The sequence below is a fragment of the Tardiphaga sp. P4_G1 genome, assembly GCF_056401215.1.
This window is the reverse complement of the sequence record NZ_JBFUJU010000015.1, coordinates 83,741-101,854: the sequence shown is the minus strand read 5'-3', so window position 1 is coordinate 101,854 and position 18,114 is coordinate 83,741. Positions and strand designations below refer to the sequence as shown.

The following is an 18,114-nucleotide window of genomic DNA, read 5'->3' as shown; positions in this document are numbered from 1 at the left end:
CTAGGCGCCTATGAGCGCAGGGTTGCAAAGCCTCTCGCGGTATTCGCGGCCGGATCAATCACCCGACATCCGCGTTGGATGAGTGATGACCGATCAATCTTCGACCTCAACACCGACGCAGGCACCTATCGTCGTCTGGTTTCGCGACGACCTTCGTCTGTCCGATCACCCTGCCCTTCATGCCGCAGCCAAGCGCAATGCGCCGGTAATCTGTCTCTACATCCTCGATGAACAGAGCAAGGCATTGAAGCCACCGCAGGCGCGGCCGATGGGCGGCGCGACGAGGTGGTGGCTAGCGCAGTCGCTGCGCGCGCTCAGCGCAAGCCTTGACGCCATCGGCGGCACGCTGGTGCTGCGCAAGGGCGCTGCGGCCGACGTCATTGTCGATGTGGCGCGCGCAGTCGATGCCAGCCACGTCTTCTGGAACGAGATCGCGCAGGCGCCGCATCTCGCGGTCGCCGATGGCGTTACCGAAGCGCTTGCCGACCTCGATGTCGGCACGCAGAGCTTTCCGGGTGACCTGCTGGCGCATCCTGCGACAATCCGCGCCAAGGAGACCGGCACGAAGGAGAGCCGCGGCCTGCGCGTGTTCACACCGTTCTGGCGGCGCGTTCAGACGATGGGCGAACCGGCGAAGCCGCTTCCGGCGCCGAAGAAACTAATGCCCGCGCCGAAGGTGAAGAGCGACAGGCTCGCCGACTGGGCGCTAGAGCCATCGAAGCCCGACTGGGCCGGCGGTCTGCGCGAGACGTCGACGCCAGGCGAAGCCGCCGCGCAGAAGCACTTGAAGCGTTTCCTCAAGGAGATCGCGGGTTATAGCAGCGACCGCGATCGACCTGACCGCGAGATCACGTCGCGCCTGTCGCCGCATCTACGCTTCGGCGAGATCACTCCGCGACAGATCTGGACTGCCGCGCATTTCGCAGCTGCAGAACATCCGAAGCACAGCAGCGACATCGCAAAGTTCATGAGCGAAGTCGGCTGGCGCGAGTTCTGCCGCCATCTGCTGTTCGATGTTCCTGATTTGGCCACGCGCAATCTGCAATCATCCTTCGATGAGTTCCCATGGAAGACCGATCACAAGGCGCTGCGCGCGTGGCAACGCGGTCTGACCGGCTATCCGATCGTCGATGCGGGCATGCGCGAGCTCTGGCACACCGGTGTGATGCACAATCGCGTACGCATGGTGGTCGCATCTTTCCTCGTCAAACATCTGCTCATCGACTGGCGCGAGGGCGAGAAGTGGTTCTGGGATACGCTTGTCGACGCCGATGCAGGCAGCAATCCCGCCAACTGGCAGTGGGTCGCAGGCTCCGGCGCGGACGCAGCACCCTACTTCCGCGTCTTCAATCCGATCCTGCAGGGTGAGAAGTTCGATCCCGGTGGTGTCTATGTCAGGCGCTGGATACCCGAACTGACAGAACTATCCACAAAACAGATTCATCAGCCTTGGACGGCTTCACCGCTCGAACTCAAAAACGCGGGAATCACTTTAGGCAAAGACTATCCGTCGCCGATCGTCGATCACAAAGTCGGTCGCGAGCGCGCATTAAAGGCGTACACAACGATACGAAATAGTTGACTGTCGATAACACACTCTTCAACACGCGCCCGAATCGGACTAACGTGAAAAAGTCGACAATGTTGGGGGATGCTATGAACGACGACACTCCAGTCCTGGAGCAAGTGACGGACGCGCTTAGCAGCGCAGCCGACGCGACTAAGGAAGTCGCCACCTCGGTGGCGAAGAAGGTCAAGAAGGCCGCAAAGAAAGTCGCAAAGAAAGTGACCCCGGCTAAGAAGACGAAGAAGTCCACCAAGAAAACTTCTGCGAAGAAATCTTCAAAGAAGAAAACCCAGAAAGCGAGACCAATGGCTAAGAAAGCAGTGAAGAAGACCGTCAAGAAGGCCGCCAAGAAGACCGTGAAGAAGGCTGCCAAGAAGACCGTGAAGAAGGCCGCCAAGAAGGCCGCTCCGAAGAAGGCCAAGAAGGCCAAGAAGGCTGCCAAGAAGAAGTAAGCTTCTTCGCAGATGTGAAAGCCTCCGGGTCCAAGCCCGGAGGCTTTTTCATGTCCGGGGTCTGGATTGACGCAGGATGGCGTCAGGCCCTGGCGCGGTTGACCAGCAATACCGCAGCGCCGCAGGCAATCATGCCGATGATGGCAACGGCATCGAGCTTTTCACCAAACAGAACGAACGCCATCAGCGCCGTCACGGCCGGCACCAGATAGAACAGACTCGCCACCTGGCTCGAGGCCTGGCGCCGCAGCAGCCAGTAGAGCAGCCCGACGGTGCCGATCGACAGCACCACCGCGAGCCACACCACCGACAGCACGAACTCCGCCGACCAGTGGATCACATTGGTCTCAAGGGCCCACGCGCCGATGCCGAGCATGACCATTGCTGCGAGTTGCTGAATGAAGCTGCCCGTGCGCCAGTCGATGCCGCCGCAATAGCGCTTCTGATAGAGCGTGCCGACGGTGATCGTGATCAGCGAAATGGCGGACGCGAACCAGCCCCAGCCCGCCTCGCCCGTCATCGGCCGACCATGCAGGATCAGCAACACGCCGGCGAGACCGAGCGCCACCCCGCCCCATTGCAGCGGCGTGACGCGCTCACCGAGAAACCGACTGGCGAGGATCGAGGTGAGGATCGGCTGCAGACCCGGGATCAGTGCCGACAGACCGACCGGGACCTCGTGCGCGACCGCAAACACGGTACCGGCGAGATAAAGCCCCTGCACCAGCAGCCCGGCGACGATGCTGTGGCCGATGCCCGCGCGATCCGGCCACGCCGGTCGCACCCATGCGACGATCACCGCCATGATCGCGACCACCAGCATCATGCGCACGGTCAGATAGGTCAGAGGTTCAGCGCCGTTCAGCACATACTTGGTGCCGATGAAACCGGTGCTCCACAGCAGCACGAAGACGATGGGTGCTGCGCGTCCGATCAGGATTTCAAGATCGCTTTTCTGAACCTGTTTCATGGGCTGCTCACTGCCCCATCATGTGCTAAGCGGCAATGGCTGTTTGCGCGGACCTGCCGCCTGACATCACGACACCGAGACCATTATCGAAGGAATTTGCCATGGACGTTCGCGCCGCCGTTGCCATCAGTGCCGGCAAGCCGCTGGAGATCACCACCGTTCAGCTCGAAGGCCCGCGCGACGGCGAAGTGCTGATCGAGATCAAGGCCACCGGCATCTGCCACACCGACGAGTTCACGCTGTCGGGCGCCGATCCCGAAGGTCTGTTTCCGGCGATCCTTGGCCATGAAGGCGCCGGCGTCGTCGTCGATGTCGGCCGCGGCGTCACCTCCGTGAAGAAGGGCGACCATGTCATTCCGCTCTATACGCCGGAATGCCGCCAGTGCCCGTCATGCCTGTCGCGCAAGACCAATCTCTGCACGTCCATTCGCGCGACGCAGGGTCAGGGCCTGATGCCCGATGGCACCTCGCGCTTCTCGCTCGAGGGCAAGCCTGTTCACCACTATATGGGTACCTCGACCTTCGCGAATTACACCGTGCTGCCCGAGATCGCGGTGGCGAAAATCCGCGAGGACGCGCCGTTCGACAAGGTCTGCTATATCGGCTGCGGCGTCACCACCGGCATCGGCGCTGTGTTCAACACCGCCAAGGTCGAGCAAGGCGCCAAGGCGATCGTGTTCGGCCTCGGCGGCATCGGCCTCAACGTGCTGCAGGGCCTGCGGCTCGCCGGCGCCGACATGATCATCGGCGTCGACATCAATAATGACCGAAAGGCCTGGGGCGAGCGCTTCGGCATGACTCACTTCGTTAACCCGAAGGAGTTGGGCAAGGATCTGGTCCCACATCTCATCGACATGACCAAACGCGGCGCTGACCAGATCGGCGGCGCCGATTACACCTTCGATTGCACCGGCAATGTCACGGTCATGCGTCAGGCGCTGGAAGCCTGCCACCGCGGCTGGGGCGAATCCATCGTCATCGGCGTGGCGCCGGCCGGCGCTGAAATCTCGACACGCCCGTTCCAGCTGGTGACCGGCCGCGTCTGGCGCGGCTCGGCTTTCGGCGGCGCCCGCGGCCGCACCGACGTGCCGAAAATCGTCGACTGGTACATGCAGGGCAAGATCCAGATCGACCCGATGATCACCCACGTGATGCCGCTCAGTGACATCAACAAGGGGTTTGATCTGATGAAGCGCGGGGAGAGTATCCGCGGTGTGGTGACGTTTTAAGCGCATCTGCCGCTCTGAATAAGGATGGCGCACGCAGCCAACGAGCTTCGCGCGCCATCATCAACCCAGCGAGCGACGCCTCACGTCGGCAGCATCGCGGCTTCGCCTTCGATACCCTGCTCAGCCCGGCGCCTCGCATAGCGCCGCGCAAGGATCGCGCAGACGAACAATTGAGCCTGATGAAACAGCATGATCGGCAGCACGATCAGGCCGAGGGCGTGACCCGGGAAAAGGATCGCGGCCATCGGAATGCCGCTCGCCATGCTCTTCTTTGATCCGCAGAAGACAATGGCGATCTCATCCTCGGTCGAGAAGCCCATCCAGCGGCTAGCCAGCATTGTCGAGACGATCACAACTGCAAGCACCGCCAGATCGATGGCGAGAACCCCTGCGAGAGTGCCGACCGAGAGCTGGCCCCAGATTCCCTCGACCATGCAGGCGCTGAAGGCGGCATAGACGATGAGCAGCACGGAGCCGCGATCGACCGCCGAGGTGAGACGCGAATGGGAGAGCAACCACGCACCGACCCAGGGGCGGATCAACTGCCCGACCACGAAGGGCGCGACGATCTGCGCGGCAATCTCCTCAAACGCCACGATGGAGAATCCGCTGCCTGCCGAAGACAGCAACAGCGCAACCAGGATCGGCGTGAGCACGACGCCGAGAAGATTGGAGACTGATGCGCTGCACAACGCCGCCGGGACATTCCCGCGCGCGATCGCGGTGAAGGCGATAGATGATCGTACGGTGGACGGCAGCAGACACATGAAGAGAAGACCGGTGGCGAGGTCGGCCGGCAAATACGGACGCAGCGCGAGACTCGCCGCAACGCCAACGAGCGGAAACAGAAGATAGGTGCTGGAGAACACCATCGACTGCAGCCGCCAATGCAGCAGGCCCTCCTTCACGGCGGTCGGCGACAGGCGCGCGCCATAGAGCAGGAAGAGGAGCGCCACAGCAGCGGTGACGGTGTGATCGACATAGACAGCGGCATCGCCGCGCGCGGGCAGCACGGCAGCCAGCGCGACTGTTGCTGTCAGCCACAACAGGAATTGATCGACCGGTAATTTGATATGGCGGCGTGTGATCATAGCGATGAGCCTCTGTTTGATGGCCCAGATCTAATTTCTTCCGCCTTAATGCAAAATCCCCATAACAACGATATCAATCATCATGTATCGTGATGATCATGGATCATGTGCCAGTCGACCTGTTGCAAAGCTTCGTCGCGGTTGCCGATGCCGGGAGCTTCACCGGCGCGGCCCGTCTCCTCGGGCTGCAACAATCGACCGTCAGCCAGCACATCCGGCGCCTCGAAGAGCAGACCGGCCGTCGCTTGTTCGACCGCAGCACCCACCGGGTGGGCCTCACTCCGGATGGCGATGTTCTGCTCGATCATGCGCGCTCGATCCTGGAACGCTATGCCCATCTGCAGCAGTACCTGTCGGCTGCGCCGCTGCGCGGCCGGTTGCGGTTCGGCGCATCGGAAGATTTCGTGTTGTCGGCATTGCCGAACGTGCTCGCCGCTTTCGCGCGCCGGCATCCGGAGCTTGATATCGAACTGCATTCGGGACTGAGCGAGGATCTGCGCACGTCATTCGATGCGGGTCGACTGGATCTCGCACTGGTGAAGCGGCGAGATGGCGACAGCCGGGGCAGGATTGCATGGAAAGAGCCGATCGAATGGATGGCGCATCCCGAATTCCGGCTCGATCCCGACAGTCCCTTGCCGCTCATCCTCTACCCGCCGCCCAGCATCACGCGCGTCGGCGTGCTGGAGACTCTCGAAGCGGCGGGGCGACGATGGCGCATCGCATTCACGAGCGCCAACGTCTCCGGCCTGAGCGCTGCGGCGCGTGCCGGCATCGGCCTGTTGCCACATTCAGTCCGTTTAATGCCGCCCGGTTTGACGATCCTGCCGTCTCGTGAAGGCCTTCCGAAACTGCCCGACATTCAGTTCGCGGTGATCTTACCGGACCACCCACCACCTGCCGTCGAAGCGCTCGCTACGACCATCATGAACTGGGCCGGTCCGCGCGATCGGCAAAGCTGACGGATGGTCCTTCTCTCCGGCTGGCCGATCTGTCCAGGCGCCCTACTCGCCCTTGAACACCACGGCGTCCACCACGACGCAGCCGTTCGTATTCAACATCACCGGATTGAGGTCGATGCTCATCACCTTGGCGGACGTATCCGCCATCAACTCTCCGATCTTCACCATCGCATCGACCAGCGCATCCACATCCATCGGCGGCTCACCGCGGACGCCTTCGAACAGTGGCGCGATGCGCAGCTTCGCCAGCGCGCGCTTGGCATCGTCCCTGATGAAAGGCGGCAGCAACAGTGTGGTGTCCTTGAACACCTCGACATATTTGCCGCCGTCGCCAACCATGACCACCGGGCCGAAGACAGGATCACGATGCGCGCCGATCACGATCTCGCGGCGACCGCCGGTCATGGCGGCGACGATGACGCCGTCGAAGCGCGAACCCTGCTTACGGATGATCTCTTCCATCTCGGCATAGACCTCACCGACCGCCTCGCGCGAGGCGGCGCCGAGCTTGACCAGTCCAAGTTCCGACTTGTGGGCGATGTCGGCCGAGCAGCCCTTCACCACCACTTTGCCGCCTATGGTATCGAATGCCGCCTCGGCTTCAGCGCGGGAATGCACGAGCCGATACGGCACCACCGGGATGCCGCGCGATGCCAGCAGAGCGAGGCTGTCGGCTTCATTCATCATCACGGTCTTGTCGGCCGAGATCAACGCCGACGACGGACCACGCTTGCGCGCCTTCACGCGCACCATCAGCTCATGATGCGACACATATTGATTCAGCGCGGTGACCGCCTCGACCTCGGTCGGGAATACCGAGACACCCTGCGCCTGGAACTCCTTGGCGACGCTGGGCTGCGTCGCCGCGACCACCAGCGGCTTGCCGGTCTGCTCAGCGAAAGCGGCACTGTCGCGCGCGAAGGCCGGGACGTCGTAGCCCGGGCCCGCCACGGGCACGCCAATGACAAAAGCATCGGCCGCAGGATCTTCGGCGATCACCGGCAGGATGTCGCCGAACAGCCGGCTGTTCGACAGCAGCGCCGCGGTGAGATCGATCGGGTTGGTCGTGGTGGCGAAGCTTGGCAGGATGCCCTTCAGCTTCTTGTCGGTCTCGGGTGCCAGCTTGGCCATCGGCATGCCGACGGTCGAAGCAGCATCCGCGGTCATGACGCAGACCGCGCCGGAATTGCTGATCGCGACCAGGCGACGGCCCTGCGGCTTCCAGCCTTTCAGGTAGAGCTCAGTGGCCTCGACGAGACCGCGCATATCCGGCGCACGCCAGATGCCGTGATGTTCGAGGAAGGCGTCGACGACGCGGTCTTCATTGGCGAGCGCGCCGGTATGTGACTGCGCCGCCGCCTTGCCGGCATCGGTGCGGCCGGATTTCAACGCGATGATCGGCAGGTTGCGATGGAGCGCGACTTCGGAGAGTTCCTCCAGATACTTCTTCTCCGGAATGCTCTCGAGATAGAGCAGCATCAGCTTCACTTCCGGATCCTCGGCCACCGCAATGGCGAGTTCGCCGACGGTGATGTCGCTATCATTGCCGGTGGCATGGCTATGGCGGACGCCGATGCCACGCGGATTGAGGAAGCCCACCGGCACCGTGGACAGCGCGCCGCTCTGGCTGAGCATGGCGACATGGCCTTCAACGCGCTCGAATTCCATGAACATGGTGGAGAACGACGCGATGGCGCCGGTGCCGAAATTGGCGAGACCCTGTGTATTCGGGCCAACGATGCGCATGCCGTGCTTATGCGCGATCTCGACCATGCGGCGCTCTTTCGCCTTGCCGGCGATCGCGTCGACTTCGCCGAAGCCCGAGGCCATCACCAGTGCGATCTTGACGCCGGCCTTGGCGCAATCCTCGACGGCGCCAATGGCATTGTCGCCGGCGACCGCGACAATCACCATTTCCGGCGCTTCCGGCAGATCGGCGAGGCTCTTGTAGCACTTCTCGCCCTGGATCTCGGTGCGCGACGGATTGATCGGGTAGATCTTGCCCTTGAAGCCGAACTTCTGGAGATAGTGGACCGGACGGCCGCCGACCTTGTTGGGATTTTCCGAGGCGCCGATGATGGCCACGGATTTCGGATCGAGGGCGAAGCGCAGACGGCTCATTGAGGATTCTTTTCGAAGAACGGTACGAGGCGGCCGGTGAATCGCCGATAGCCGGCTTTTACCTTGTCGCCGATCACGAGATCGTTGGCGCCGTGGGCCATCATGCGAAAGCCTTCGGCGGTGTCGATGAGCAGAATATTATAGGGCACATGCTCGCGCGCTTCCGGCGTGCCGGCGCGCAGCACGAGCGAGGCCGCATAGACGGTGCCCTCGCCGCTCGCGATTTTGTCGTCGAGATCGGACGACCCGCAGGCGGCGCAAAAGCTGCGGCGGAAATACTGGATCGATTGGCAGGCACGGCACGACTGATAGCCGATCGCTTCAGTCCCGGTGGTCCAGTCGGCGGCAGGCTTGAGCTCGCTCATGATACGCGCTCCAGGAACATGCTGACATGGGACGACAGCACACCGCCGTCACCGTGCAGCAGCGCGACGGAAGCATCCCTGACCTGACGGTTCTCGGCCCTGCCTGTCATCTGCAAATGTGTTTCGACGAGATGCGCCATGGCGCCGCCGACGCCGCAATGACCGTAGCTGAGAAGACCGCCGTGGGTGTTGAGCGGCATCGCGCCGTGCTGGCCGAAATGGCCGGCACGCACTTGCGCCGCCGCCTCGCCGCGGCCGGCGAGACCGAGATCTTCCAGCAGCATCGCCAGTGTGATGGTGAAGCTGTCATAGACCGCGGCATAGCGCACGTCAGAGATTTCGATGCCCGTCGCCTTCTTCGCGCGCGCGATGGCAATCTCGGCGCCGAGTTCGGACAGCGCCGGCGCGGCGGTGATGTGCTGGTGGGTATGCGCCTGCGCAGCGCCGCGGACGCGGATTTTGGTTGAACTGGTCGGCTCATAGCTGACGACGAAGGCCGCGCCGCCATCGGACACCGGACAGCAGTCGAGCAGTTTGAGCGGCGTGGCAATGGTCTTCGAGGCCATCACGTCGGCGACGGTGATCGGGTCGTGAAACTGCGCACCGGGATGAGTCAGCGCGTGCTGGCGCATCAGCACGGCGAATTCGGCAAGGTCTTCCTGCGTCACGCCGTATTCATGCATGTATCGATTAGCAACGAGGCCGTAATAGGCCGGGATGGTCGGGCCGAGCGGCACTTCGTAAGTGGGATGACCGACCTGCGCCAGCGCCTGGATCGACGCATCGCGGCTCTGGCCGGTCAGCCGGTTCTCGCCCCCGACCACCAGCACATGTTTGGCAACGCCGCCCTCGACCAGCTGATGCGCCAGCATCGCCATCGCCATGCCGGTGGCGCCGCCCACCTGGATCGCATGGGCATAGGATGGCGTGATGCCGAAGTGCTCGGCGAACACGGTGGCGAGCATGATATGCGGCATGGTGGTGGAATAGCCGCACAGGAAGCCGTCGATATCGCCGCGCTTGAGGCCGGCGTCGGCGAGCGCGAGTTCGACGGCACGGCTCATCAGGTCGATGGTCGATGATCCTTCGTGCTTGCCGTAGGGAAGAAGACCGACGCCGGTGATGTAGCTCATGACAAACACTCCGGCAGCAGTGCGCCCCTCCCCCCAAGCGAAGCGAAGCTTCGCCGGGCGCGGAGGGGTCGGGGGCGGGGGTAGCCGCGGATGACGTCGCCTGTGGTTACCCCCCTTCCTGACCCTCTCCCGCAAGGGGGGAGGGAATCGAGAGGCCGGTATTGCGACGCGACCACTATCGTCATCATCAATACGACTTCGGCAAACCGAGCGCCTTTTCGGCGATGAAGCTCAGGATCAGTTCGCGGCTGATCGGGGCGATGCGTGGGATCAGCGACTCCCTGAGATAACGCTCGACATGATATTCCTTGGCGTAACCAAAGCCCCCATGGGTCATCACCGCCTGTTCGCAGGCGTGATAGCCAGCCTCGCCCGCGAGATACTTCGCCGAATTCGCGGCGGGGCCACAGGGCAGTCCCTGGTCATATTGCCAGCCGGCCGACAGCACCATCAGCCAAGCGGCTTCAAGCTCCATCCAGTTCTTGGCGAGCGGATGCTGGATCGCCTGGTTCTGGCCGATCGGGCGGTTGAACACGTTGCGCACCTTGGCGTAGTCGGCCGCCTTCCTCAGTGCAGCCTTGCCGAGACCGACGGCTTCCGCCGCGATCAGGATGCGCTCGGGGTTCATGCCGTGCAGGATATATTCGAAGCCGTGGCCCTCTTCGCCGATGCGATCCTCGACCGGAATTTCAAAATCGGCAATGAACAGCTCGTTGGAGTCGACGGCCTTGCGGCCGAGCTTTTCGATCTCGTGCACGGCGATCTTGGAGCGGTCGAGATCCGTATAGAACAGGCTGAGCCCATGCGTCGGGCTCTTCACCTCTTCAAGCGGCGTGGTGCGCGCCAGCAACAGGATTTTCTCGGCGACCTGCGCGGTGGAGATCCAGACCTTCTGGCCGTTGACGATGTAACGGTCGCCCTTGCGCACGGCGCGGGTCTTGAGCTGCGTGGTGTTGAGGCCGGTATTGGGCTCGGTCACCGCGAAGCAGGATTTCTCGGTGCCGTCCACGATGGGCGGCAGCATGCGCGCGCACTGTTCGGGCGTGCCGAACACGACGACCGGATTGAGGCCGAACACATTCATATGCACGGCTGACGCACCCGACATGCCGGCGCCGGATTCCGAAATCGCCCGCATCATGATCGCGGCCTCGGTGATCCCCAAACCCGAGCCGCCATATTCCTCGGGTATACAGATGCCGAGCCAGCCGGCGTCAGCCATCGCCTTGTGGAAGTCGATGGGGAAACCGCCCTCCTTGTCCTTCTTCAGCCAGTAGGCATCGTCGAAGCGCGCGCAGATCTTCTCGATAGCGTCGCGGATGGATTCCTGATTGGCGTCGAGGGCGAAATCCATGCGTTACAGCTCCGACGTATCTGGGATAGCGGCCTGTCGGAGCACGCCATCCTTGTGCATTTTCTCGATCTGCTCGGCCGTATAGCCGACCTCGGCCAGCACCTCGGCATTCTGTTCGCCGAGATGCGAGGCAAGGCGCGTCGGATTGACCGGGGTCTTCGACCAGGTTGCCGACACCTTCATGCTGCGGATCGCACCTTCGGTCGGATGCTCGACCTGCTGGAAGAAGTCGGTCGCCAGCATATGCGGATCCTGCATCATGCTTTCCAGCGTGTGCATCGGGGTTGACGGCACGTCGGCGTCATCGAGCAGCTTGGCCCACTCAGCCGTCGTCCTGGTCGTGAAGATGCGCGACAGTTCGGCATTCACCGTATCGATATGCTGGATGCGCTGCGGGAAGGTCGCGAAGCGCGGATCGTCGAACAGCTCCTCGCGGCCGACATGCTTGAGGAAGCTCTTCCACTGCTTGTCGTTATAGACCATCGCGCAGATATAGCCGTCCGAGGTCTGGTACGGCCGGCGGTCCGGCGACAGGTGACGGCCGTAGCCGCCCTTGTCGAGCGGCGGATCGTAAGTGAGGCCGCCCATGTGGTCGCCCATCATGAAGCTCGCCATGGTCTCGAACATCGGGATGTCGACGCGCTGGCCCTCGCCGGTCTTGTCGCGATGCACGACGCTGGCGAGGATGGCGCCAAGCGCGGTGAGACCGACGATGCGATCGACCAGCGCATTGGGCACATAGCGCGGCACACCGTCGCTGCTGATACGCGCATTTAGCGCCGGCAATGCAGTGGCACCCTGGATCAGGTCGTCATAAGCGGGCTTGGCGGCATAGGGGCCGGCCTGGCTGAAGCCGAACACGCCCGCATAAATCAGCCGTGGATTGACCTTGGCCATGACGTCATAGCCGAGATTGAGGCGAGCCATCGCCGCCGGGCGGACATTGTAGACCAGCACGTCGGCGGTCTCGACCAGCTTGAGCAGCGCCGCGCGGCCCTCTTCCTTCTTGAGGTCGATGCAGACGCAGCGCTTGCTGCGATTGGTATTCAGGAAAATCGGGCCCATGCCGGGATTGCGCATCGGTCCGATTGACCGAACCACGTCGCCATCGGGCGACTCCACCTTGATCACATCGGCGCCGTAGTCACCCAGCGTCTGGGTGCAATAAGGCCCCATCATCACCGAGGTCATGTCGATGATCCTGATCCCGTGAAGTGGTCCCGTCAAAGTCGTTTGCTCCCGAAAGCGTGTGATCAGGCGCCAGTGCGCCCTGTTGCCTTCGTCTTAGCGGGAGGCGTTCGGCGGGCGCAAGGGCGCCAGACGCGGGGCCGTATGCGTGGGATGCCGGTACGCGTCAAAGTGGTAACGACTAGCCGGCCCCCGCTGACGCCGAAGCGCGCATCATCTCCCGCAGCTCGGTCTTGAGCACCTTGCCATAATTGTTCTTCGGCAGCGCATCCAGATAGACGTAGCGCTTGGGGCGCTTGAAACGGGCGATATTGGCGAGGCAATGCGCGTCGAGCGCAGCGTCGTCAGCCGACGCGCCAGGCTCCAGCACCACACAGGCGACCACGACCTCGCCCCAGTCCGGCTCGGGCACGCCAATCGCCGACACTTCCCGCACGGCGGGATGCGTCAGCAGCGCCTCCTCGACCTCGCGCGGATAGATATTGGTACCGCCGGAAATGATGACGTCCTTGGAGCGATCGGACAGCGTGAGAAAGCCGTCGTCGTCGAGCCGGCCGACATCGCCGGTGCGGAGCCATCCGTCCTTCAATGTCTCGGCATTGGCCTTGTCGTTGTTCCAGTAGCCGAGCATCACAGCCGGCCCCTTGGCCTCGACCTCGCCGGTCTCGCCAACCGGCAAAGGCTTGCCGTCGGCATCGGTGATCCGCACTTCCATCACGCTCTGCGCCGGGCCGACCGAAGCGAGGCGTTCGAGATAGCGCGGGTGGTCTGTATCGGCGTGGAAGGCGCGCGGCAGCGAAGTGATCGTCATCGGCGATTCACCCTGGCCGTAGATCTGCACGAAGCGTTGCCCCATGGTGGCAATGGCATCGCGAATGTCGGCCAGATACATCGGGCCGCCGCCATAGACGATGGTGCGCAGCCCCTCGCCGCTCTCGCCGCGCTTCTTCGCCGCATCAACCAGACGGCGCACCATGGTGGGCGCCGCGAACATCGCGACATCGCCGATTTGCTTGCCGAGATCGAGCACTTCGTCGGGCTCGAAGCCCTGGCTCTCCGGCACGACGTGGCGGGCAGCCATGCGGACATGGATAAAATTGTACAGGCCGGCGCCATGCGAGATCGGCGCGGCATAGAGGATGGCATCGCGCACCTGATCCACATCGGCAAGATAGCACATGGACATGGCCACCAGATTGCCATGGCTGAGCATCACGCCTTTCGGCCGCCCAGTGGTGCCGGAGGTGTAGAACAGCCAGGCGAGATCGTTGTCGTCACGGGACAGCGGCCCCATCCCGGCCGGCTCGCCATGCTGCAATTCGTGAAACGTCTCGCTATCGATAGACAGCATCTGCATGCCGGTTGGCAGGTCTTCCTCGACCTGAACCAGTGCCGACCGGCTGTCGTCGTCGACAAAGGCCAGCCTCGCGCCGGCATTGTCGCAGATCCACGCGGCCTCGCGGCCATGCAGCTTGGCATTGATCGGGATGACGACAGCGCCGATCCACCACACCGCATACATGCATTCGAGATATTGCGTGGCATTCGACATGAACAGCGCGACGCGGTCGCCGGGCTGAATGCCGTAATCGCGTACGAGGCCAGCACCGATGGCCGCGGCGCGGCGCGCAAAGGTTTTGTAGTCAGCCTGAACCGTGGTGCCGGTCAGCAGCGCCGGCGCCTGCGGATGCAGACGCGCCGACGACGCCAGCCATTGTGCGACATTCATTGTACGTTTTTCTCGGCGTCGCCCGCGCGTTACTTCGCGGGCTCGAGGATCGAAACGTAGTTCGCCACTGCGGCGCCGCCCATATTGAAGATGCCGGCCAGCTTGGCATTCTTGATCTGCATGCCCTCGGGCGCCTGACCCAGCAATTGCATTGCGCTCAGCACGTGCATCGACACACCGGTGGCGCCGATCGGATGGCCTTTCGCCTTGAGACCGCCGGACGGATTGATCGGCAGCTTGCCGTCCTTCTGGGTCCAGCCTTCCTTGATGGCGCGCGCACCCTGCCCGCGCGGCGTCAGGCCCATGGCTTCGTATTCGATCAGTTCGGCGACGGTGAAGCAGTCATGGGTTTCGACGAAAGAGAGATCGCCGATCTCGACGCCGGCGGTCTTCAGCGCCTGCTGCCAGGCCACGGTGCAGCCCTCGAATTGAAGGATGTCGCGCTTCGACATCGGCAGGAAATCCTGCGCATGGCCGGTGGCCTTGATGTTGACCGCCTTGCCCATGGTCTTGGCGGTCTCGGAATCCGTCAGCACCAAGGCCGCGGCGCCGTCGGACACCAGCGAGCAGTCTGTGCGCTTCAAGGGGCCGGCGACGAACGGGTTCTTGTCGCTTTCGGAGCGACAGAATTCGAAGCCGACATCCTTGCGCATCTGCGCATAGGGATTGTGGACGCCATTGGCGTGGTTCTTGGCGGCGATCATCGCCAGCGCATCGGACTGGTCGCCGTATTTCTGGAAGTATTTTTGCGCGATCCCGCCGAACACGCCGGCGAAGCCTGCGGGCGTCTCGCCGTCTTCCGGCAAGTAAGAAGCACGCAGCAGGTTCTTGCCGATTTCAGGTCCGGGCGTGCGGGTCATCTGTTCGACACCGACCACGAGAACAATTTTAGCAGCGCCGGCGGCGATCGACTTGATGCCCTGATGCACAGCGGCCGAACCGGTGGCGCAGGCATTCTCGACGCGCGTGGCGGGCTTGAAGCGCAGGGCGGGATCGGCCTGCAGCACCAGCGACGCGGTAAAGTCCTGCGGCGAGAAGCCGGCGTTGAAATGGCCGAGCACGATTTCATCGACGTCAGATGCGGAGATGCCGGCATCGGCCATGGCTTCGGTCGCAACGCGAACCACCATGCTCTCGACGGTCTCGGCGTCGAATTTTCCGAAAGGCATATGCGCCCAACCAACGATGCTGGCAGTCATGGTCGTCTCCCTGATCGATTTCAAATATTGGGCCCGTTATAGCCCGGCTTCATGGCGCTTGCAGGGATTTCATGGTCCGCGCGCACATGGCCGTTATGCCTGCCCAGTCGCCGGAACGTACCATTGACGACGGACAGATCCAGGACCCGCCGACCGCCAGAACCATCGGCTCGCTGAGCCAGTTCGCCGCATTGGCCTCGCCAATGCCACCCGTGGGGCAGAACCTGACATCCGGAAACGGTCCCGCCCAAGCGCGCAGCATCGCGATGCCACCCGCCTGTTCTGCGGGGAAGAATTTCAGAGTGTCAAAGCCGCGCTCGCGCGCCTGCATCAGTTCCGAGGCCGTGGCGACGCCCGGCAGGAATGGCAGATCGCTGGAAGCTGCGATGTCCAGCAATTCGCGCGTCGCGCCGGGACTGACCGTGAAGCGCGCCCCGATGGCATAGGCCTTCTGGAAATCCGCCGGCGTGAGCACCGTGCCGATGCCAACAATGGCCTCCGGCACTTCGGCGACGACGGCCTTCGCCGCCTCCACCGCGGCATCGGTGCGCAAGGTGATCTCCAGCGTGCGAACGCCACCGGCGACCAATGCGCGCGCCAGCGGTACGGCGTCGGCAACACGTTCGATCGTGAGCACGGGAACGACGAATGCTGCCTTCAGCAGCTTTCGCAGATGATCCTGACGCTGACCGATATCGAGAGGCTTGTTCATGCGGATGGTCCTCTCATAAGGATGTATCGAACGCGATCATATCGGGCATCGCCTCGCGCGGGATGATCGCGCCGGGATGGCAGACGACCGTACCGGCGAGATAGTGGCCTGCCTGTGCGGCGGCGACGGGCTGAGCGCCGCTCAGACGTGCGTGCAGATAGGCAGCAGCGAAACTGTCGCCGGCCGCGGTGGTATCGATCACCGCACCACTGACAGGGCTGGCCTCGACACGCCGCGACTGGCCGTGATGCCGTATGATGCTCGCGGGGCTATCGAGCTTGAGCACCACTTCATCTGCTTCAATACGCGACAGCAGCTTGTCCTCGGCCTCGCCGGGATAGAGCGGCAACAAGTCCTCGACCGAGGCGAGCACGATATCGGAGACCGCAAAAGCATCCTGAAACGCGGCGCGCGCCAGATCGAGATCGGGCCAGCCGCGGGCGCGGAAATTCGTGTCGAAGGCGATACGGACGCCGGCCGTGCGGCTGCGCTGGAGTGCGGCAAGCAAGCGGTCGCGCCCCGCCACGTCGAACAGCGACAGCGTGATGGCCGAGAGATAGATCAGATCATAGTCCGCAAGTGCTGCCAGCAACGCGTCGGTCTCAGGCAGACTTAACAAGCTGCGGACAGCCGACGCATCGCGCCAGTGATAGAAGCGGCGCTCGCCGGCCTCATTGGTCTCGATCATATACAAACCGGGCAGCTTGCCCTTGAGGCGCATCACCCGCTCAGTGCCGATGCCCTCGGCCTGCCAGCCGGCAATCATCTCGTCGCTGAGCGGATCGTCACCGAGCGCGGTGACATAATCGACCTCCGCGCCAAGCCGGGCGAGATAGACCGCAGTGTTCAGCGTGTCGCCGCCGAAGGATCGCGTCAGGTGCCCGTCCGGCATCTGACGCAGCTCGATCATGCATTCGCCGATGCTGGCGATCCGCATGGTGGCCTCAATCGACGAACTTGCCGCCGAGTTCATCCTCGATATGGATGCGGATGATGTCGTCGAAGGTTTTCTCGGCCGTGGTGAAGCCGAGCTTCAGCGCGCGCGCGGTGTCAAAATCGCGCGGCCAGCCCGACACGATGCCAGTGATGACCGGATCGGTCTCGCGCTTAATGCGCCCGACGACGTTCTTGCCGGCCACGCGCTCAAGCGCGGCGAGCTGCTCGCCGACGGTCACCGACATGCCGGGCATGCTGAGATTACGCCGCGGGCCCATCGCCTGAAGATCCATGGTGCCGGCGTGAACGAGAAAGCCCACGGCAGAGCGCGGCGACGCGTGCCAGTGGCGGACATCCTCGGACACCGGCAGGATGGCTTCCTTGCCGGCCAGCGGTTCGCGGATGATGTTGGAGAAGAAACCGGAGGCGGCCTTGTTCGGCGCGCCCGGACGGACGCAGATGGTCGGCAGGCGGATGCCGATGCCGTCCAGGAACCCCTTGCGGGTATAGTCGGCGATCAGCATTTCGCAGATCGACTTCTGGGTGCCATAGGAGGTCAGCGGCGTGTGAATGAACTCATCGCCGATCTTGTCGGGGAACGGCGCGCCGAACACCGCGATGGACGAGGTGAAGACCAGCCGCGGCTTGTAGCCGCCGCCGATGGCCCGGATAGCGTCGATCAGGTAGCGGGTGCCGTCGAGATTGATGCGATAGCCCTTGTCGAAATCGGCCTCCGCCTCCCCTGACACGATGGCAGCGAGATGAAAGATGACCTCCGGCTTGTGGGCGACCAGCGGCGCAGCCGTCTTTGGATCGGCGAAGTCCGATGTCACCAGTTCGATCGGGATCGACGCGCCCGCAGGCTTTGCCGGCGCCACCACATCCTGCAGGGTCATGCGGGTGATATCGCGATTTCCGAGACGGCCGTCGCGAACCAGTTTCTCTGTGAGCTTGCGGCCAACCATGCCGGCGGCGCCGAGGATGAGGATGTGCAAGGGAAAACTCCTTCTTGTTGTTCTTGGGTTCAATTCTGGCCCTCATGGTGAGGAGGCGCCTCTTTGGCGCCGTCTCGAACCATGAATGAGACTACGGCCATCCTTCGAGAC

At 63.1% G+C, this 18,114-nt stretch carries 16 protein-coding genes; 4 read left to right on the top strand and 12 right to left on the bottom strand.

All coding sequences use genetic code 11. The annotated features are described in order from the left end of the window. Positions 1–85 precede the first annotated feature (85 nt). On the top strand, positions 86–1,582 hold the full coding sequence (locus AC1DUY_RS28670; RefSeq protein WP_478118729.1) for a cryptochrome/photolyase family protein: 1,497 nt from the start codon (positions 86–88) through the stop codon (positions 1,580–1,582). A gap of 74 nt (positions 1,583–1,656) precedes the next feature. Continuing rightward, positions 1,657–2,019: a hypothetical protein gene (locus tag AC1DUY_RS28665; protein ID WP_068730647.1), complete on the top strand. Its 363-nt coding sequence runs from the start codon at positions 1,657–1,659 to the stop codon at positions 2,017–2,019. An 82-nt stretch (positions 2,020–2,101) separates the two neighbouring features. Here AC1DUY_RS28665 and AC1DUY_RS28660 read toward each other — a convergent pair whose 3' ends face one another. Then, a complete protein-coding gene (locus AC1DUY_RS28660; protein ID WP_441229358.1) occupies positions 2,102–2,989 on the bottom strand; it encodes a DMT family transporter in 888 nt (295 codons plus the stop codon). Positions 2,990–3,090: 101 nt separating this feature from the next. On the opposite strand from AC1DUY_RS28660, the gene AC1DUY_RS28655 reads away from it, so the two are divergent. Next, the gene (locus AC1DUY_RS28655) at positions 3,091–4,218 is read left to right on the top strand and encodes an S-(hydroxymethyl)glutathione dehydrogenase/class III alcohol dehydrogenase (RefSeq protein ID WP_120291114.1); all 1,128 of its coding nucleotides are present in this window, start codon (positions 3,091–3,093) and stop codon (positions 4,216–4,218) included. Between the two features lie 80 nt (positions 4,219–4,298). On the opposite strand, the gene AC1DUY_RS28650 is transcribed toward AC1DUY_RS28655, so the two are convergent. Then, positions 4,299–5,309 (bottom strand): bile acid:sodium symporter family protein, encoded by a 1,011-nt coding sequence (locus AC1DUY_RS28650; protein ID WP_478118726.1) that lies wholly within the window; start codon positions 5,307–5,309, stop codon positions 4,299–4,301. A 98-nt stretch (positions 5,310–5,407) separates the two neighbouring features. On the opposite strand from AC1DUY_RS28650, the gene AC1DUY_RS28645 reads away from it, so the two are divergent. Then, positions 5,408–6,271, top strand: a complete 864-nt coding sequence (locus AC1DUY_RS28645; protein WP_320443890.1) for a LysR substrate-binding domain-containing protein — start codon at positions 5,408–5,410, stop codon at positions 6,269–6,271. Positions 6,272–6,313: 42 nt separating this feature from the next. Here AC1DUY_RS28645 and AC1DUY_RS28640 read toward each other — a convergent pair whose 3' ends face one another. From AC1DUY_RS28640 to denD, 10 genes are all read right to left on the bottom strand, one after another. Beyond that, the gene (locus AC1DUY_RS28640; protein WP_478118724.1) at positions 6,314–8,392 is read right to left on the bottom strand and encodes an acetate--CoA ligase family protein; all 2,079 of its coding nucleotides are present in this window, start codon (positions 8,390–8,392) and stop codon (positions 6,314–6,316) included. Then, positions 8,389–8,757, bottom strand: a complete 369-nt coding sequence (locus AC1DUY_RS28635; RefSeq protein WP_478118722.1) for a Zn-ribbon domain-containing OB-fold protein — start codon at positions 8,755–8,757, stop codon at positions 8,389–8,391. Before AC1DUY_RS28635 ends, AC1DUY_RS28640 begins: the two co-directional genes overlap by 4 nt. Next, a complete protein-coding gene (locus AC1DUY_RS28630) occupies positions 8,754–9,890 on the bottom strand; it encodes a thiolase family protein (protein ID WP_478118720.1) in 1,137 nt (378 codons plus the stop codon). Before AC1DUY_RS28630 ends, AC1DUY_RS28635 begins: the two co-directional genes overlap by 4 nt. A gap of 187 nt (positions 9,891–10,077) precedes the next feature. Continuing rightward, positions 10,078–11,244, bottom strand: coding sequence for an acyl-CoA dehydrogenase family protein (locus AC1DUY_RS28625; RefSeq protein WP_089267210.1), 1,167 nt, complete (start codon positions 11,242–11,244; stop codon positions 10,078–10,080). Between the two features lie 3 nt (positions 11,245–11,247). Beyond that, positions 11,248–12,471 carry a CaiB/BaiF CoA transferase family protein gene (locus AC1DUY_RS28620; RefSeq protein WP_478118717.1) on the bottom strand — a complete coding sequence of 408 codons (1,224 nt, stop codon included), beginning with the start codon at positions 12,469–12,471 and terminating at the stop codon, positions 11,248–11,250. 142 nt (positions 12,472–12,613) lie between these two features. After that, positions 12,614–14,161, bottom strand: coding sequence for a class I adenylate-forming enzyme family protein (locus tag AC1DUY_RS28615; protein WP_478118715.1), 1,548 nt, complete (start codon positions 14,159–14,161; stop codon positions 12,614–12,616). Between the two features lie 29 nt (positions 14,162–14,190). Then, positions 14,191–15,360 (bottom strand): acetyl-CoA acetyltransferase, encoded by a 1,170-nt coding sequence (locus AC1DUY_RS28610; protein ID WP_439063643.1) that lies wholly within the window; start codon positions 15,358–15,360, stop codon positions 14,191–14,193. 49 nt (positions 15,361–15,409) lie between these two features. After that, positions 15,410–16,072 carry a bifunctional 4-hydroxy-2-oxoglutarate aldolase/2-dehydro-3-deoxy-phosphogluconate aldolase gene (gene eda / locus AC1DUY_RS28605; protein ID WP_309944410.1) on the bottom strand — a complete coding sequence of 221 codons (663 nt, stop codon included), beginning with the start codon at positions 16,070–16,072 and terminating at the stop codon, positions 15,410–15,412. Positions 16,073–16,085: 13 nt separating this feature from the next. Further along, on the bottom strand, positions 16,086–17,009 hold the full coding sequence (locus tag AC1DUY_RS28600; protein WP_231080903.1) for a sugar kinase: 924 nt from the start codon (positions 17,007–17,009) through the stop codon (positions 16,086–16,088). 7 nt (positions 17,010–17,016) lie between these two features. Continuing rightward, on the bottom strand, positions 17,017–18,003 hold the full coding sequence (denD, locus tag AC1DUY_RS28595) for a D-erythronate dehydrogenase (RefSeq protein WP_184515802.1): 987 nt from the start codon (positions 18,001–18,003) through the stop codon (positions 17,017–17,019). Between the last annotated feature and the right edge of the window lie 111 nt (positions 18,004–18,114).

Bases quoted from the DNA above. Each gene is read 5' to 3' on its own strand.
- AC1DUY_RS28630 (WP_478118720.1), bottom strand. From the start codon at position 9,890: ATGAGCTACATCACCGGCGTCGGTCTTCTTCCCTACGGCAAGCACGAA.
- AC1DUY_RS28635 (WP_478118722.1), bottom strand. From the start codon at position 8,757: ATGAGCGAGCTCAAGCCTGCCGCCGACTGGACCACCGGGACTGAAGCG.
- AC1DUY_RS28660 (WP_441229358.1), bottom strand. From the start codon at position 2,989: ATGAAACAGGTTCAGAAAAGCGATCTTGAAATCCTGATCGGACGCGCA.
- AC1DUY_RS28600 (WP_231080903.1), bottom strand. From the start codon at position 17,009: ATGCGGATCGCCAGCATCGGCGAATGCATGATCGAGCTGCGTCAGATG.
- AC1DUY_RS28655 (WP_120291114.1), top strand. From the start codon at position 3,091: ATGGACGTTCGCGCCGCCGTTGCCATCAGTGCCGGCAAGCCGCTGGAG.
- AC1DUY_RS28665 (WP_068730647.1), top strand. From the start codon at position 1,657: ATGAACGACGACACTCCAGTCCTGGAGCAAGTGACGGACGCGCTTAGC.
- AC1DUY_RS28615 (WP_478118715.1), bottom strand. From the start codon at position 14,161: ATGAATGTCGCACAATGGCTGGCGTCGTCGGCGCGTCTGCATCCGCAG.
- AC1DUY_RS28640 (WP_478118724.1), bottom strand. From the start codon at position 8,392: ATGAGCCGTCTGCGCTTCGCCCTCGATCCGAAATCCGTGGCCATCATC.
- AC1DUY_RS28650 (WP_478118726.1), bottom strand. From the start codon at position 5,309: ATGATCACACGCCGCCATATCAAATTACCGGTCGATCAATTCCTGTTG.
- AC1DUY_RS28670 (WP_478118729.1), top strand. From the start codon at position 86: ATGACCGATCAATCTTCGACCTCAACACCGACGCAGGCACCTATCGTC.
- eda (WP_309944410.1), bottom strand. From the start codon at position 16,072: ATGAACAAGCCTCTCGATATCGGTCAGCGTCAGGATCATCTGCGAAAG.
- AC1DUY_RS28645 (WP_320443890.1), top strand. From the start codon at position 5,408: ATGGATCATGTGCCAGTCGACCTGTTGCAAAGCTTCGTCGCGGTTGCC.
- AC1DUY_RS28625 (WP_089267210.1), bottom strand. From the start codon at position 11,244: ATGGATTTCGCCCTCGACGCCAATCAGGAATCCATCCGCGACGCTATC.
- AC1DUY_RS28610 (WP_439063643.1), bottom strand. From the start codon at position 15,360: ATGACTGCCAGCATCGTTGGTTGGGCGCATATGCCTTTCGGAAAATTC.